The following is a 13921-nucleotide window of genomic DNA, read 5'->3' on the forward strand; positions in this document are numbered from 1 at the left end:
CGTCACGGCAGGACGTAGAGCCAGGCCCAGACCGTCAGGATGCTTCCGCCGGTGGCGATCAGCACGGAGGACGCCGCGACCCGCCGCGCACGGCCGTACATGTTGGCGAAGACGTAGGCGTTCACGCCCGGTGCCATGGCCGCGGTCAGCACGACCGAGCGGAAGTCCTCGAGGCTCAGCCCGAAGGTGCGGCCCATGATCCAGGCGATCAGGGGATGCACGACGAGGCTGAGGGCGCAGACGAAGAGGATCGCGCGCATGTCGCCTTCGGGCCGGTAGCGGTAGAGGATCCCGCCCAGCCCGAAGAGGGCGGCGGGCAGCGCCGCGCGGACCATGAGGTCGATCGCGTCGGACAGGGTTCCGGGCAGCGTCAGGCCGGTGAGGTTGACGGTCAGGCCCAGGGCGATGCCGATGATCAGACCGTTGTGGAACATCGCATTGGCGACCTTCAGCGGCAGGTGCTTGCGGCTTCCGCCCTGGTTGCGCACGATCTCCATCGCGGTGATGCCGAGGAAATAGCCAAAGGGCGCGTGGATCGCGATGATGGCGAAGTTGCCGGCCAGCGCCTCGGTCCCGAAGGCGCGTTCGGTGATCGGCACCCCCAGGAGCAGCGTGTTCGAGAAGAGCGCGCAGAAGCCGATGGCGATGGAATCTTCCCAGTCGCGGCGAAACAGAAGTCGTGCGCCGACGATCCCGAGCGCGAAGCAGGCGAAGGCGCCGGTGTAGAAGCTGATCAGGAGGCCTGCGTTGAAGTTCTGACCGAGGTCGAGGTCCGACATGGCGCGAAACAGCAGGCAGGGCAGGGCGAAGGACTGCGTGAAGCGCATCAACCCGTCCACGCCCGCGTCCGAGAACAGGCCCCGCCAGACCGCGAGGTAGCCGAAGCCGATGACGAGGAAGACGGGGAGGATGACCTCGATCAGGGCTGACATGGGCGAACGGCTTTCTGGCGGAGACCGGGGGAGCCTCCGGCGGGAGTTTGTCTGGCCAGATGAAGGATCAGGGCCGGGTGAGGATCAGCCCGTCATGGGCGGGGTGGATGTGGTCGGGGGTTTCGGCGGCGACGGCGTCGTGGTCGAGGTCGATGTGCATGTTGGTCAGGATCGCCTGCCGCGGGGCGGCGCGGGCGATCCAGTCCAGGGTCTGCGCCAGGTGGCTGTGGCTGGGGTGCGGCTCGCGGCGGAGGGCATCGACGATCCAGATGTCCAGACCGTCGAGCTTGTCCCAGCTTGCCTCGGGGATGCCGGAGACGTCGGGCAGGTAGGCCACGTCCTCGATCCGGTAGCCAAGCGCGGGGATGGTGCCGTGTTCGACCTCGAACGGCGTGAGCACGATGCGGCCGCCGGGACCGTCGACGTGCACATCGCCACGGATCCGCCGCAGATCGAGGATCGGCGGATAGGCGGAGCCGGGGGGCGTCTCGAAGGCGTAGCCGAAACGGTCGGTCAGCGCCTGCGCCGTGGGCCCGTCCGCCCAGACGTCGAGGCGCTTGCGCATGTTGAAGACGATCATGCGCAGATCGTCGATCCCATGGACATGGTCGGCGTGCGGATGGGTGAAGACCACCGCGTCGAGCCGACCCACGCCCGCGTCCAGCAGTTGCGCGCGCATGTCCGGAGAGGTGTCCACCAGCACGGCGGTGGTGCCGTCGGGTCCTTCGCGCTCGACCAGCAGCGAGCAGCGGCGGCGGCGGTTCTTGGGGTTGTCCGGGTCGCAGGCGCCCCAGTGGCCGCCCAGGCGTGGCACGCCGCCCGAGGATCCGCAGCCGAGAATGGTGAACCGCAGGGTCATGCGGCCTTCCAGAACAGGCGGTCGAAATTGGCCGTGGTGGCGCGGGCGAAATCCTTTGGCGAGAGGCCGAAGACCTCGGCCCCGACGGCTGCGGTATGGGCGATGAAGGCGGGTTCGTTCGTCTTTCCGCGATGCGGCGGCGGGGCGAGGTAGGGGCTGTCGGTTTCCACCAGGATGCGGTCGAGCGGGGCGTCGGCGAAGATCGCGCGCAGCTCCTTCGATTTCGGAAAGGCCGCGATCCCGGACATCGAGAGATAAAAGTCGAGCGCCAGCGCCGCCTCCGCCAAAGCACGCGAGGACGAGAAGCAGTGCATGACGCAATTGAAGGCGCCGGCCGCGTGCTCTTCGGTCAGGATGCGGGCCATGTCCGCGTCGGCGTCGCGGGCGTGGATCACGAGCGGCAGGCGGGTCCGGCGCGCGGCCTCGATATGGATGCGCAACGAGTCCTGCTGCTTGGACGCACTTTCGGACGTGTAGTGATAGTCGAGCCCCGTTTCGCCGATCGCGACGAACTTGGGATGAGCGGCGAGGGCGGTGAGATCCTCGACCGAGGCCAGGGGATCGTCGGCGACGCTCATCGGGTGGGTGGCCGCGGCCCAGTAGACGGGGGCGTGGGCCTCGGCGATGGCGCGGACGCGGGGGGCATTGGCCAGGCGCGTGCAGATGGTGACCATGCGTTCGACACCGGCGGCCTGCGCGCGGGCGATCACCTCGGCCCGGCTGTCGTCGAAATCGGGGAAATCAAGGTGGCAATGGCTGTCGACGAGCATGATGGGCTTTCGTCAGGGGGTGGCGGTGGTCTGGGCCACCCGCTCGATCTGGAAGATCATATCGAGGACCACGGCGGCGGGGTCAAGGTTGACCGCCCTGGCGTGGCGCGCACGGGCGCCCGCGTCCTGTGCGAGCTGCGCCCAGGCGCGGGCCGCGCGGTCGTTCGGGGACAGGCGCGTCAGAAGCAGGATCTCTCCCGGGGCGCCTTGCGAGCTTGGCGCACCGGTCAGGCCCGCGCGGGCGGCGCGCGCGAGGAAAAGGTCCAGAAGGTCCAGCACCAGCGCGTAGCGGTTGGCGTTGGCCTTGCCGGCGCAGCTGTCGGCAAGTTTCAGCGCGGCAGGACGGTCGATCCGGGGCAGCCCCTCCAGCAGCTTGACGAGCTGGGCGTAGGTCGCCAGCCCGTCCTGCGTCAAAAGCCGCACGGCGTCCCCGGCAGAGCCTTCGGAGAGCGCGCGCAAGGCCTCCGTCCGGTCGGTGGCGAGACCGGATTGATCGAGGATGCGCGCGAGATCCTCGGTGCCCAGGGGCGTGGTGCGCAGCACCCGGCAACGCGAGCGGATCGTGGGCAACAGGCGCGAAGGCTGGTGGGCGATCAGCAGAAGGGTCGTGTCGGCGGGCGGTTCCTCGAGTTCCTTGAGGATGGCGTTGGCGGCGGCACGGTTCAATTCATCCGCCGCATCGACGATGACCACGCGCCGCCCGCCGTCGGTGGCGGACATCTGGAAGAAGCTTCGCATGCCCCGGACGGTGTCGACGGTGATCTCGGCCCGCAGGACGCCGGTCTTGTCGTCCGTGGGGCGGCGCAGCACGTAAAGGCGCGGGTGGGAGCCGACCGCGATCAGGCGGGCGTCGGGATGATCGGGGGGGACGGCGAGCGTGTCGGCGGGCGGCGGGTCGCCCAGAAGGCCCCCGCCGGCCGGTTGCGCCAGAAGGAAGGTCGCGATCTTCCAGGCGAGCGTGGCCTTGCCCGTGCCGCGCGGTCCCGCGATCAGCCAGCCCGAGTGCAAGCGGCCCGCGTTGTAGGCGTCGAGGAAATCCGCCGCTGCCGCGTCCTGCCCCACCAGGGCCGGCGCGTCCCGCGGGTGCGGGGCACCCGCGATGCGGTCGGGCTCCGGTGCTTCGGTCACAGGTGAGAGGCCACGTCGGCGGCCACGGTCGCGGCGGGCCGGTCGCCGTCGATCAACCGGCAGCGGTCAGGGTGGGCGGCGGCGAGCGCCCGGAACCCGTCGCGCAGCGTGGCTTGGAAGGCGAGGCCCATGTCCTCGAACCGGTCCTCGCCGGATTTCCGCGCGAGGCCGCGATCCAGCGCCGTGGCGGGGTCCATGTCGATGACGAAGGTCAGATCCGGCTCCAACCCGATCATGAGGTCGTGCAGGCGGTCGACGGTTTCCGCCAGATCACCGCGCGTCGCCCCCTGGTAGAGCCGGGTGCTGTCCGCGAAACGGTCGCAGATCACGCAGCGTCCTTCGTCGAGAGCGGGGCGGATGGTCTTCTCTACGTGGTCGCGGCGGGCGGCGGTGAACAGGAGCAGTTCGGTCTCAGCCGACCAGCGGTCGGGATCGCCGGTCAGCACGAGGCTGCGGATCTCCTCCGCGCCGGGGCTGCCGCCGGGTTCGCGGGTCAGGATCACGTCCATGCCGCATCCCCGCAGATGGGCGGCCAGCAGGCGGGCCTGGGTCGATTTGCCGGATCCGTCGATGCCTTCGAAGGTGATGAAGCGCGGGGGCGGGCTGGCTGTCATGTGGCGTCGGCTGTGGCCGCATCCTCGGACGTTGCGGGATCGTCGGTGGTGGCCTCGTTCGCGGCATCCGTGATCCGCGACCACAGCACCAGGCCCGCGGTGCGCATGCGCGGCATGAAACCGCCTCGCGCAACCGAGCGGTCGGCCACGAGGGGCACCCGCGTCTGCGGCATGCCGTCGAGTTCGATCACCAGATCGCCCAGCGTCTGGCCTTCGGTGATCGGCGCCTCGATCGGGCCGGTGAAGCTGACGCGGGCGTCGAGCGCGCCGCGCTGGGTGATCGGCACCAGCAGCGAAAGATCCTCGGCCACGGTCAGGCCGACGGTCTCCTGCTCGCCCATCCAGACGTCGGCGCTGGCGATCCGGGTTCCGGCCTCCGCCAACTCGCGCTGCGCGAACTGGCGGAAGGCCCAGGTGGCGATCCGTTCCGATTCCTCGGCGCGCTGCGCGGTGGTGTCCATGCCCGACAGCACGAAGATCACCCGGCGCCCGTCCTGCTTGGCAGAGCCCACCAGGCCGTAGCCTGCCGCCTCGGTATGGCCGGTCTTGAGGCCGTCGGCCCCGATCCCGAGACCCAGGATCGGGTTGCGGTTGCGGCTGTTGGACGGCACCCGGTTGTCGAAGGCGAACTCCTGCTCGGCGAAGAGCGGGTAGAAGGTTGGATAATCCACGATCAGATGCTGGGCGAGGATGCCCAGATCGCGCATCGACATCAGGTGCCCCTCCGCCGGCCAGCCGTTGGAGTTGCGGAAGGTGGAATTGTTCATCCCCAGTTCCTGCGCCCGGGCCGTCATCAGCCGCGCGAAGCCCGCCTCGGTGCCGTCGGGCGACAGTGCCTCGGCCAGGACCGCGCTCGCGTCGTTGCCGGACAGCACGATGACGCCGCGCAGAAGATCCTCGACCGTGACGCGGTCGGTCGTGTCGAGGAACATCGACGATCCGCCGTAGGAGGCCGCATGTTCGGAAACGGGTAGTTCGTCGTCGATGGCCAGGCGACCGTCGGCGATCGCCTCGAAGGCCATGTAGATCGTCATGAGCTTGGACATCGACGCGGGCGGCAGCGGTTCGTCCGCGTTCTTCTCGAGCAGGACGGTCCCGGTGGAGACGTCGAGGACGTAGGCCGCCTCGGCTGCGGTGTCGAAGGTCTGTGCCTGGGCAAGACTTGTCCAGCCGAAGGTGATGACGGCAAGTAGGCGAAGCAGGGCGGTCATGGCAGGCTCCTGTCGGTCAGTTGGTGACGGGGTAGGCGTCGGTGAAGCCAAGGCCGCGAACCTGGTCCAGCACCGCCGCACGGTCGGCTTCGGTGGGGGCCGGACCCACGATGACGCGATAGATCGTCCGGCCCTGGCTTTCCTGTTCCAGCATCCGGGCGGCCAGGCCTTCGGCGCGCAGCGCGGTGGCGGTGTTGTCGGCGTTCGACTGCAGGCTGAAGATGCCGATCTGCACGAACGGTTTTTCGAGCGTCGATGCAACGGCGGGAGCGGGGGCCGGGGCCGGGGTCGGGACCGCGATCGGCGCGGGGCCGGCGGTGGCCGTATCGTCGATCGGCTCGGCGGTGATGACTTCAGGCGCGTCGAAATCGGCGATCGCCGTTTGCGCACCGGGATCCAGCGGTTCGCGGCGCAGGGCGACCACGCTGAGCGTGGCGGGATCGCCCGCCAGCATTCCAAGCTCTCCGGCGGCATCCGAGGAGACCTGCAGCGCGGGACCGGGCGTTTCGCGTTCGCGGCGGAACAGGGCGCCGATGACGGATTGACCGTTCTCGGTATTGCGGACGAGCACGCGCTCGGGATCGGTCACGGTGGGATGCGCCACCCAGACCCCGCCGAGGGATGGACGCCCGTCCCACAGGCCGGGGGTGGTCAGATCGAAGACCTGCGGCGCCTCGACGTCCTGCGAATTGGCGGGATCCCCGACCGGGGTCAGCGCGCCGCCCGCGGCGCTGGTCTCTTCCCCGAAGCGGGGGAACTGGTCGCAACCGGCCACCGTCAGTGCAAGGGAAAATGCCAGCAAGGTCTTGGTATGTCTCATCGCTCGACCACGTGTCCTGTTCTTGGCGGAGCCGTTTTGCGCGGCCCTTCTTCGTCCGAAGGGGCGGGTCCGGATCGGCCGGCCCGCCCATGGAGCGCAGACTAGCGGGACGCGCCCGCCTTGGAAAGCCTGCGCCGCGCGGCCAAGCGGGGTTCCGGCACCGAACTGCCCGCCCCGCGATCAATCCGCGACGGGCCGGACTTGTCCGTTTCGCGCCCGCGCAGTATGGACCCCTGACGGAGGCTTGGCAGAGTGGTCGATTGCACCGGTCTTGAAAACCGGCGGGCGTGAAAGCGTCCCCAGGGTTCGAATCCCTGAGCCTCCGCCATGCCAATGAGATTTTTGGAATTTCCCAGCATCCAAGCCGTTATCCCGCCACCTCTCCCGCCCACGATTTCACGATAGGTTTCTTTTCGAGAGCCTGCGCAACCCAACCGACCGATGGCCATGACGTGAGTGCCTCCTTACACCAGCCATCCAATAAGGGATCTCATCGTGGCTCGGAGTTATCTTGCCGTCGTTCAGGTTGCCGACCGGTTGGGCGTGTCGGTTAACAGCATCTGTCGCTGGAAGCGTCGCGGCGGTTTCCCGGCCGCCGTCGAGCTCAGCGCAAATTCCACCCGGTGGCGCCTGGCCGACATCGAGGCGTGTGAAGCGTCGCGGACGACATGCTTCGCCCCAAGCTTCGGCAGCTTCTGGCCAGCCGGATTTGGTGCCTGATGAAGCGCGCATCGCGCCCCTATCCGCACGCCCGCTCCACTTAAAGTACCCCCTGCCATATCTGGCCGAATCCTCACTCACCCCCATACTGGAGCCAGAGATGGTTTGGGTGCGAGGAAAGGTCATCGCACAAAGACGGAATCGAGCAAGACGTCTTTGGCCCGCGTGTCGAGGGAGCGGCAAGCCGGCGACCAACAAAGCCTCACCGGTCAGTCGAGAGCCATGGACGAAGAGGCGAGAAGCTTCGGCGTGGTTCCGAGTGTCCATCCGGAGGCGGCGAGCGGTGGGCGTCCTTGGCAAGAATGTGTGATCCAACGCGAGGTGATTTTCGAGACCGCGCGAGGGACCGCCATCAGCGATCTTGCCTCGAGGGCGAGACAAACGCCCTGGACGAACTTCGCAGCCGGAAGATGCTGACGTGCCAAGATGCAGCGCGCTTCCTCGTCGAGCGAAGGCACTGAGGGGGGTTTGCCCCTGCGACCTATTCAACCAACTGAATCTGCACTGTGAATCTTTCGCAGTCAGAGTTCTGTGACCAAGCCAATTCGTCCCAAGAAATGCAGAATCATATTTTTGTATACAAAATGGATTTTCGGTGTTTCTAATGAGATTGCGATAAGAGGATGGGGAAGGCGGATCAAATGTTGGCAGACAAGATCAAGGACAGCATTTCCGACCTCATCTTGTCGGGGGAGTTCACGCCGGGGATGCGGATGGATGAACAGGCCCTGGCCTCCCGGTTCGGAGTGTCCCGAACGCCGATCCGGGAGGCCATTCAGCATCTGGCCGCCGCCGGTCTCGTGGAGTGCCAACCGCGACGGTCCGCGGTAGTCCGGTCCTTGAGCGCGACCGAGATCGAGGACAGTTTCGAGGCTATCGCGGAAATCGAGGGGATCTGCGTCTTTCGCGCCGCCGAGCGCATGACGGAAGTCGAGCGCATGCGGCTGCGCAATCTCGTGGAACAGGCAGAGCCCGTCGCGAAGAACGGGGACGGCGCGGCCTACCGCGCGCTCGATGCGCAGTTTCACGAATTGCTTCATCAGGGCGCACACAATGCAACCATCGCCGGCGTTGCAGCCGACCTACGGCTGCGCACCGGACCCTACAGTGCGGCGCCATACACCTTGCCCGAAAGCAAGCCGGAGCTTCTGACGCCACACCGTCAACATGTCGAGATCGTCGACGCCATTCTCGACCGCGATCCCCATGCGGCACGGCAGGCCTGTATCGTGCACGTCAGCACCAGCGTCCTCACCATCCAGAGATACCTGGCCGAAACGCAACGCGACGAGCCGGCGCGGAGGACTGCCTGATGAACACGGCCCAAACGATCGACACCGCCGCCTCGCCTGCGCTCGAACTGCGCGGCGCGGCCAAAACCTACGGAACGCCCACGGGCGGCATCACCGCCTTTTCCGATTTCGATCTCAATGTCGGTGAAGGAGAGTTCGTGGCCCTTGTCGGTCCGTCGGGATGCGGCAAGTCGTCCTTGCTCAAGGTGATCGCGGGGCTGTCGAAGCTGACCGCCGGACAATGCTCCGTTGCGGGGGAGTCGCTGAAGGGGCCGAGGCGCGACATCGGGATCGTGTTCCAGTCCCCGCTCCTGTTTCCCTGGCGCACGGTCCTCGAGAACGTGTTGCTGCCCGTCGATGTCCAGCGTCTGGGGCGGAACAGCCAGATGAGCGTGGCGCGGGAGTTGCTCGACCTCGTCGACCTGACGGAATTCGCCGACCGCTACCCCAAGGAGTTGTCGGGCGGCATGCAGCAGCGCGTGGGTATTGCCCGCGCTTTGGTCAACACGCCCACGATCCTGCTGATGGACGAACCGTTCGGGGCGCTCGATGCTATGACGCGCGAACATCTGAACCTGCAGCTTCAGCGGCTCTGGATGGAGCGCAAGAAGACGATCTTCTTCATCACCCATTCCATCGCCGAGGCAGTGTTCCTTGCGGACCGTGTGGTCGTGATGACCTCCCGGCCCGGCAGGATCGCCGAGATCTGCCCGATCGACCTGCCGCGACCGCGCGACCTCGACACCATGGTCACGCCGGAGTTCGGCGAACACGTGCGCCACATCCGCCAGTATTTCGGCGGGGCCGAGGGAGGACTCGACTGATGCGAAAAGATCCGACGCAAGGCGTGACTGGCTGGACCTTGACCCTCGTGCTCTTCGTCGCGGTGATCGGGGGGTGGGAATTGATCGTCCGGCTTCTCGATGTTCCGTCGTTCCTGTTTCCCACGCCAAGCGCCATCGCCGTCGGGCTATGGCGCGGGCTTGGTTCGGGCATCTACCTGCGCCACACATGGGTGACGCTGGTAGAGGTCATCGCAGGCTTCGCGCTGGGCTCCGCCATCGGCTTCGCGCTGGGCGTGCTCGTGGCGCTGAACAGGACAGTGGCCTATTTCCTGCGGCCCTACATCCTTGCATTCCAGACGATCCCCAAGGTCGCGCTCGTCCCGGTCATCGTCCTGTGGTTCGGATTGGGTCTGAATTCCAAGATCGTGGCCGCCGCGATCATCTGCTTCTTCCCGGTGATGATCAACACAATCGCGGGGCTCGCCGCCGCCGATCCCGACCGCATCGCGCTGCTGCGCGCGATGGGGGCAAGCAAGATGCAGGTATTCCGACTGTTGCGGCTGCCGACCGCCGGTCCCTACATCTTCGCCGGTCTCGAGATCGCGGTGACCTTCGCGTTGATCGGCGCCATCGTGGCCGAGTTCCTGGGCGCCGAAGCGGGGCTCGGAATGCTGATGCAGAGCATGAATTTCAACATGGACGTGGCGGGATCGTTCTCGATCCTCGTGCTGCTGTCCCTCATCGGGATGGGGCTCACCTGGGCGATCGTCCTGATCCGCCGCCGTGTCCTCTATTGGGAGGATCCAGCCGACCGGAACTGAACCGCCCTTAAAGGCCGCGAAGGTCAGGGCATCCCAACAGGAAAGGACGCTACCATGAACTGCAAGACGACTTTCAAGACTGCCCTGGCACTGTCGACGTGTCTGGCCGGAAGCGCCTGGGCGCAAGAGGACCTGACGGAAGTGCGCCTTGGATGGTGCACCCCGGTGATCGATGTGTCGGGCGGCGCCATCCTTGGAGCCGCGATGGAATTCGGCTGGTTCGAGGAAGGCGGAATTTCCGTCGACCTGATCCCGCTGGCCGGGTCGACGGATTGCGTTCTCAACGTGGAGACCGGCCAGATCGACGCCGCGGTTGCCGCCCCCGAAGCTGTGGCCGTGCTCAATTCGCGCGACGGTGACGTCAAGATCTACTATACCGCGTTCAACCGGAACATGTTCGGCATCGCCGTGCCCGAGGAAAGCGAGATCCAGGATTACGCCGACCTCGAAGGCAAGAGTATCGGCGTGGCGTCAATGTCGTCGGTCGGGGTGGTCATCGCCCGCTCGATGGCCGAGGCGAACGGTATGAACCCCGACAGCGACATCCGCATCGTCGTCTCTGGTCCGCCGGCCCAGGCACGGACCCTGCTGAGCTCGGGTCAGGTCGACGCGCTGAGCTACTGGGACATGCTCTACGAGACGGTGACGGCGTCCGGCCTGCCGTTGCGAAAACTGTCGAGCGAGCTGATCGACGCCTTCCCCTCGAACGGCCTCGTGGCCAGTTCCGACGGAATTGCCGAGAACGGGGAGGCACTGGCAGCCCTGGCACGCGGCTACGCCATGGGCACCATCTACATGACCGAGAACCCTGAGGCGGCGACCGAGCTGTTCTTCAAGCACTTCCCCGATCTTCGCAATACCAGCCTCTCGCTCGAAGAGGATGTCGCACAGGCCCTGCCGACCGCACGGGCGGCGATCGGTCTTCTGGCTCGTCCCGAAGGACAAGAGGATTGGGGCGCCAGCGATGCTTCCGCCTACCAGCCCTATGTCGACTGGCTCGTGTCGCGGGGTGTGCTGTCCGAAGGCGTCTTGGCCGATGACCTTGTCGACACCTCGCTGATCGAGCAGATCAACGACTTCGACATGGCGCGGGCACGATCGCCAGAATAAGTCACGCGCGGGCCGCCTGAAGGTCGGCCCGCGCCCCGTCCGAGATCTGGAGCTTCGAATGCACGACTACAATCGCCCCGGCCGCGCGGCCGCGCTGGCCAGCCGCGCCATGTGCGCGACCTCGCACCCGCTTGCGGCGCAGACGGCGTTGAACATGCTGCGCGACGGCGGAAATGCGGTGGATGCAGCGGTTGCGGGTGCGGTTGTCCTTGGCCTGTGCGAGCCGATGATGACGGGCCTCGGCGGCGACGTCTTCGCGCTGATCCGCCATCCCGACGGGCGATATGAAGGGCTCAACGGGTCCGGCTGCGCACCGGCGGCCCTCACCCCGGACGTCCTGGCGCAGGCAGGACAGACGTCGATCCCGATCGGATCACCGCATGCTGTCACCGTGCCGGGCGCGGTCGATGCCTTCGACCGGCTGGTCTCGAAGCAGGGCCGGCTGGACCTGGCCCGCGTGCTGGCCCCTGCCATCGACTACGCCGAGCACGGCGTGCCGGTCTGCACCCGGTCGGCCATCGACTGGGCGAGCTTTGCCGACCGGCTTCAGGGGGCGGGGCGAACCCACTACCTGCGGAACGGGCAACCTTATGCCGCTGGCGAAATCTTCGCGTCACCGGCCCAGGCGGAGGCCCTGCGCCTCATCGCCCGCGACGGTCGCGCGGCCTTCTACGAAGGCGAGATCATGCAGGACATGGTCGATACGCTCAAGGCCGCGGGCGGCTTGCACACGGCCGAGGATTTCGCGGCCTGTGCCGCCGTGGACGCCGACCCGATCCGCGCCGGCTACCGCGGGCACGAGATGATCGAACTGCCGCCCAACGGACAGGGCGCCACGGCACTGCTGATCGCGCGGATCCTCGAACGGTTCGATCTGTCCGCGCTCGATCCCACGGGAGCGACGCGCCTTCATCTGCACGCGGAGGCGACACGCCTGGCCTACGACGCCCGCGACCGCTTCATAGGCGATCCCGGCGGCGAACTGCGTCTCGAGCACATGCTGAGCGATGCCACGGCCGATGCGCTGGCCGCCCTGATCGACCCGGCCCGTGCCACCCCGGCGATCGCCCGGACGTCCGATCCGGTGCACCGCGATACCGTCTACATCTGTGTCGTGGACGAGGACGGGCTTGCCGTCTCGCTGATCTACTCGACCTTCTGGCCCTTCGGGTCGGGCTACGCGTCGGACAGGTTCGGCATCAGCCTTCAGAACCGCGGTGCGGGATTCAGTCTGGCTCCCGGCCATCCAAACGAGTTGCGCGGCGGTCGCCGCCCGCTGCACACCCTGATCCCCGGCATGATGGAGAAACCGGGTGAATGGGCGATGCCCTTCGGCGTGATGGGCGGGCCCTACCAGGCGGCAGGCCATGCCCATGTGCTGAGCAACATCGTCGACTACGGAATGGATCCGCAATCGGCGATCGATGTCCCCCGCAGTTTTGCAGACCCCGAGACGGGCAAGCTGGTTCTCGAGGCGGGCATCTCGGACGCCGTCGCAGACCAACTCACTGCAATGGGCCATACGGTTGAACGTGCACCGATCGGCATCGGCGGGGCGCAGACGATACGGTATGACCTACGCACCGGCTTGCTGACCGGCGGAAGTGATCCACGAAAAGACGGCGTCGCGCTTGGATATTGATGAGGTAGGCCTACGGGAAGGCTCATAGAGCCGATCCAGTGTTCACCGTGCATGCTGTTCGACATTCGCCATGAACCGGTCGATCTCTCGCTGTGCCGGAACCTGACCCGTGAAGGTCGTGACGTAATTCGGAATGTGCGACAGGAGCTCTTGCGTCGATTCCGGCACCTGCATCGAGATCTAGCCGATCTGGGCGAGGGAGAGAGTGCGCGGCCGGACGTCGGCCTCGTCCGGCACGGAGCCGAAGCGAAAGAACATCGCGCGAATCGCGTCGAGCCGTTGGCGATCCGCCCCGTTGACGCGGGCGGCGACATCGTCCGACTGGTGTGCCCAACCGCGCACCGCGCCATGGGAAAACGGATACTGCGAGGGCTTCGACGCCCGCTTCAGGGATGAGCTGCTGAACGGCGAGGTCTTCACCACATTACGCGAGGCCCAGATCCCGATCGATTGCTGGCGGCGCCACTACAATACGGTCAGGTCCCACAGCGCTTTGGGCTATCGGCCGCCGGCGCCTAAGAGCATCGTCCCGATAGACCAAAGGCCGACCATGCATTTACATTCAAACTGGACCACTCGATGGGGTCACTTTTAGTTCGGCTCCGCCGAACGGCGGTGCGGATCACCCCTCGCGGGACATTGCTGCGCAATGCCCTGCCGGGCAGTGGAGGGATGGGAAAGGCCAATCGTCGGGCTTGCGCCGCACCACTGGCGCGACGGTCTCTCTTCATCACGACGACATCTTCGTCGAGAGGCTGTGGCGGACCCTGACATACGAGTGCGTCTACCTGCGTGCCCGGGAGACCGGATCGGAGACGAAAGCGGCCATCCGGAAATGGACGAGCTTCTACCACTATCATCGCACGCATTCAGCCCTGTGCGGCCAGCCTCCGGCGCTGATCTGCTGGCAGTGAAATGGTACAATTCGATCCGATCAGCAGGTGCGACGAGCAGCTTGATCTACGCCAGAGCCTGTCCAGGGGATGAGGAGTAGCCCCGTATCGGTTCGGGACATTCTGCAAATGGAAACTGACGTTCGGCAGGCCCGAAATGTCGGATATGAATTCGCCTGCCGAAGCGTATCACGAAGTGAATAGCCCCGAGTTTCTTAGACGCCTTCGTGCCTCAGTTTCTGCTGCCGCTCGAACTCGAGCGGCGACAGCATTCCGTTTCTCGCGTGCTTGCGCTTCGGGTTGTAGAACATCTCGATGTAGTCG

The 13921-nt window shown here is 66.4% G+C and carries 17 protein-coding genes, 1 tRNA gene and 1 pseudogene; 9 read left to right on the top strand and 10 right to left on the bottom strand.

The features are described from left to right. Positions 1 to 2 precede the first annotated feature (2 nt). The 7 genes from EU805_RS11255 to EU805_RS11285 form a co-directional block, all read right to left on the bottom strand. Positions 3 to 932, bottom strand: a complete 930-nt coding sequence (locus EU805_RS11255; protein WP_129764071.1) for an AEC family transporter — start codon at positions 930 to 932, stop codon at positions 3 to 5. 67 nt (positions 933 to 999) lie between these two features. Beyond that, complete coding sequence (locus EU805_RS11260) at positions 1000 to 1791, bottom strand: MBL fold metallo-hydrolase (RefSeq protein WP_129764072.1); 792 nt, start codon at positions 1789 to 1791, stop codon at positions 1000 to 1002. Beyond that, positions 1788 to 2561, bottom strand: coding sequence for a TatD family hydrolase (locus tag EU805_RS11265; RefSeq protein WP_129764073.1), 774 nt, complete (start codon positions 2559 to 2561; stop codon positions 1788 to 1790). Before EU805_RS11265 ends, EU805_RS11260 begins: the two co-directional genes overlap by 4 nt. 12 nt (positions 2562 to 2573) lie before the next feature. Continuing rightward, positions 2574 to 3689, bottom strand: a complete 1116-nt coding sequence (locus EU805_RS11270) for a DNA polymerase III subunit delta' (protein WP_129764074.1) — start codon at positions 3687 to 3689, stop codon at positions 2574 to 2576. Next, entirely contained in the window at positions 3686 to 4303 is a 618-nt protein-coding gene (tmk, locus tag EU805_RS11275; protein ID WP_129764075.1) for a dTMP kinase, read from the bottom strand. The genes EU805_RS11270 and tmk overlap by 4 nt, the downstream gene beginning before the upstream one ends. Next, on the bottom strand, positions 4300 to 5514 hold the full coding sequence (locus EU805_RS11280) for a D-alanyl-D-alanine carboxypeptidase family protein (RefSeq protein ID WP_129764076.1): 1215 nt from the start codon (positions 5512 to 5514) through the stop codon (positions 4300 to 4302). The genes tmk and EU805_RS11280 overlap by 4 nt, the downstream gene beginning before the upstream one ends. 16 nt (positions 5515 to 5530) lie before the next feature. Then, the gene (locus EU805_RS11285; protein ID WP_129764077.1) at positions 5531 to 6334 is read right to left on the bottom strand and encodes an SPOR domain-containing protein; all 804 of its coding nucleotides are present in this window, start codon (positions 6332 to 6334) and stop codon (positions 5531 to 5533) included. A gap of 238 nt (positions 6335 to 6572) precedes the next feature. Between EU805_RS11285 and EU805_RS11290 the strand changes: the two genes are divergently transcribed. The 7 genes from EU805_RS11290 to EU805_RS11320 all read left to right on the top strand — a co-directional run bounded on the left by EU805_RS11290 (position 6573) and on the right by EU805_RS11320 (position 12704). Beyond that, positions 6573 to 6662, top strand: a tRNA-Ser gene (locus EU805_RS11290). Positions 6663 to 6829: 167 nt separating this feature from the next. Continuing rightward, the gene (locus tag EU805_RS11295; RefSeq protein WP_129764078.1) at positions 6830 to 7054 is read left to right on the top strand and encodes an AlpA family transcriptional regulator; all 225 of its coding nucleotides are present in this window, start codon (positions 6830 to 6832) and stop codon (positions 7052 to 7054) included. Between the two features lie 641 nt (positions 7055 to 7695). Then, entirely contained in the window at positions 7696 to 8367 is a 672-nt protein-coding gene (locus EU805_RS11300) for a GntR family transcriptional regulator (RefSeq protein ID WP_165351933.1), read from the top strand. Continuing rightward, entirely contained in the window at positions 8367 to 9170 is an 804-nt protein-coding gene (locus EU805_RS11305; RefSeq protein WP_129764080.1) for an ABC transporter ATP-binding protein, read from the top strand. Before EU805_RS11300 ends, EU805_RS11305 begins: the two co-directional genes overlap by 1 nt. Then, positions 9170 to 9952 carry an ABC transporter permease gene (locus EU805_RS11310; protein ID WP_129764081.1) on the top strand — a complete coding sequence of 261 codons (783 nt, stop codon included), beginning with the start codon at positions 9170 to 9172 and terminating at the stop codon, positions 9950 to 9952. Before EU805_RS11305 ends, EU805_RS11310 begins: the two co-directional genes overlap by 1 nt. Before the next feature lie 54 nt (positions 9953 to 10006). Next, the gene (locus EU805_RS11315; protein ID WP_129764082.1) at positions 10007 to 11062 is read left to right on the top strand and encodes an ABC transporter substrate-binding protein; all 1056 of its coding nucleotides are present in this window, start codon (positions 10007 to 10009) and stop codon (positions 11060 to 11062) included. Positions 11063 to 11120: 58 nt separating this feature from the next. After that, positions 11121 to 12704 (top strand): gamma-glutamyltransferase family protein, encoded by a 1584-nt coding sequence (locus tag EU805_RS11320; protein WP_129764083.1) that lies wholly within the window; start codon positions 11121 to 11123, stop codon positions 12702 to 12704. Positions 12705 to 12746: 42 nt separating this feature from the next. Here EU805_RS11320 and EU805_RS17850 read toward each other — a convergent pair whose 3' ends face one another. Both EU805_RS17850 and EU805_RS17450 read right to left on the bottom strand, forming a co-directional pair. Continuing rightward, positions 12747 to 12878: a hypothetical protein gene (locus tag EU805_RS17850; RefSeq protein WP_255465884.1), complete on the bottom strand. Its 132-nt coding sequence runs from the start codon at positions 12876 to 12878 to the stop codon at positions 12747 to 12749. A 6-nt stretch (positions 12879 to 12884) separates the two neighbouring features. Beyond that, positions 12885 to 13124, bottom strand: a complete 240-nt coding sequence (locus EU805_RS17450) for a hypothetical protein (protein ID WP_165351925.1) — start codon at positions 13122 to 13124, stop codon at positions 12885 to 12887. Between EU805_RS17450 and EU805_RS11325 the strand changes: the two are divergent. Then, positions 13048 to 13299 (top strand): annotated as a pseudogene (locus EU805_RS11325) (transposase); the annotation flags it as partial. The gene EU805_RS17450 and the pseudogene EU805_RS11325 overlap by 77 nt on opposite strands. A gap of 100 nt (positions 13300 to 13399) precedes the next feature. Then, a complete protein-coding gene (locus EU805_RS17940) occupies positions 13400 to 13618 on the top strand; it encodes an integrase core domain-containing protein (protein ID WP_165351934.1) in 219 nt (72 codons plus the stop codon). Positions 13619 to 13812: 194 nt separating this feature from the next. Here EU805_RS17940 and EU805_RS17945 read toward each other — a convergent pair. Further along, the coding region (locus EU805_RS17945) for an IS3 family transposase (protein ID WP_370318198.1) at positions 13813 to 13921 on the bottom strand (109 nt) is incomplete at its 5' end.

The organism is Salipiger sp. IMCC34102, from assembly GCF_004145405.1.
Lineage (GTDB): Bacteria > Pseudomonadota > Alphaproteobacteria > Rhodobacterales > Rhodobacteraceae > Loktanella.

What these genes read in the sequence shown, in the direction of transcription:
- EU805_RS11255 (WP_129764071.1), bottom strand. Translation starts at nt 932, where the DNA reads ATGTCAGCCCTGATCGAGGTCATCCTCCCCGTCTTCCTCGTCATCGGC.
- EU805_RS11260 (WP_129764072.1), bottom strand. Translation starts at nt 1,791, where the DNA reads ATGACCCTGCGGTTCACCATTCTCGGCTGCGGATCCTCGGGCGGCGTG.
- EU805_RS11265 (WP_129764073.1), bottom strand. Translation starts at nt 2,561, where the DNA reads ATGCTCGTCGACAGCCATTGCCACCTTGATTTCCCCGATTTCGACGAC.
- tmk (WP_129764075.1), bottom strand. Translation starts at nt 4,303, where the DNA reads ATGACAGCCAGCCCGCCCCCGCGCTTCATCACCTTCGAAGGCATCGAC.
- EU805_RS11280 (WP_129764076.1), bottom strand. Translation starts at nt 5,514, where the DNA reads ATGACCGCCCTGCTTCGCCTACTTGCCGTCATCACCTTCGGCTGGACA.
- EU805_RS11285 (WP_129764077.1), bottom strand. Translation starts at nt 6,334, where the DNA reads ATGAGACATACCAAGACCTTGCTGGCATTTTCCCTTGCACTGACGGTG.
- EU805_RS11300 (WP_165351933.1), top strand. Translation starts at nt 7,696, where the DNA reads ATGTTGGCAGACAAGATCAAGGACAGCATTTCCGACCTCATCTTGTCG.
- EU805_RS11305 (WP_129764080.1), top strand. Translation starts at nt 8,367, where the DNA reads ATGAACACGGCCCAAACGATCGACACCGCCGCCTCGCCTGCGCTCGAA.
- EU805_RS11310 (WP_129764081.1), top strand. Translation starts at nt 9,170, where the DNA reads ATGCGAAAAGATCCGACGCAAGGCGTGACTGGCTGGACCTTGACCCTC.
- EU805_RS11315 (WP_129764082.1), top strand. Translation starts at nt 10,007, where the DNA reads ATGAACTGCAAGACGACTTTCAAGACTGCCCTGGCACTGTCGACGTGT.
- EU805_RS11320 (WP_129764083.1), top strand. Translation starts at nt 11,121, where the DNA reads ATGCACGACTACAATCGCCCCGGCCGCGCGGCCGCGCTGGCCAGCCGC.
- EU805_RS17850 (WP_255465884.1), bottom strand. Translation starts at nt 12,878, where the DNA reads ATGCAGGTGCCGGAATCGACGCAAGAGCTCCTGTCGCACATTCCGAAT.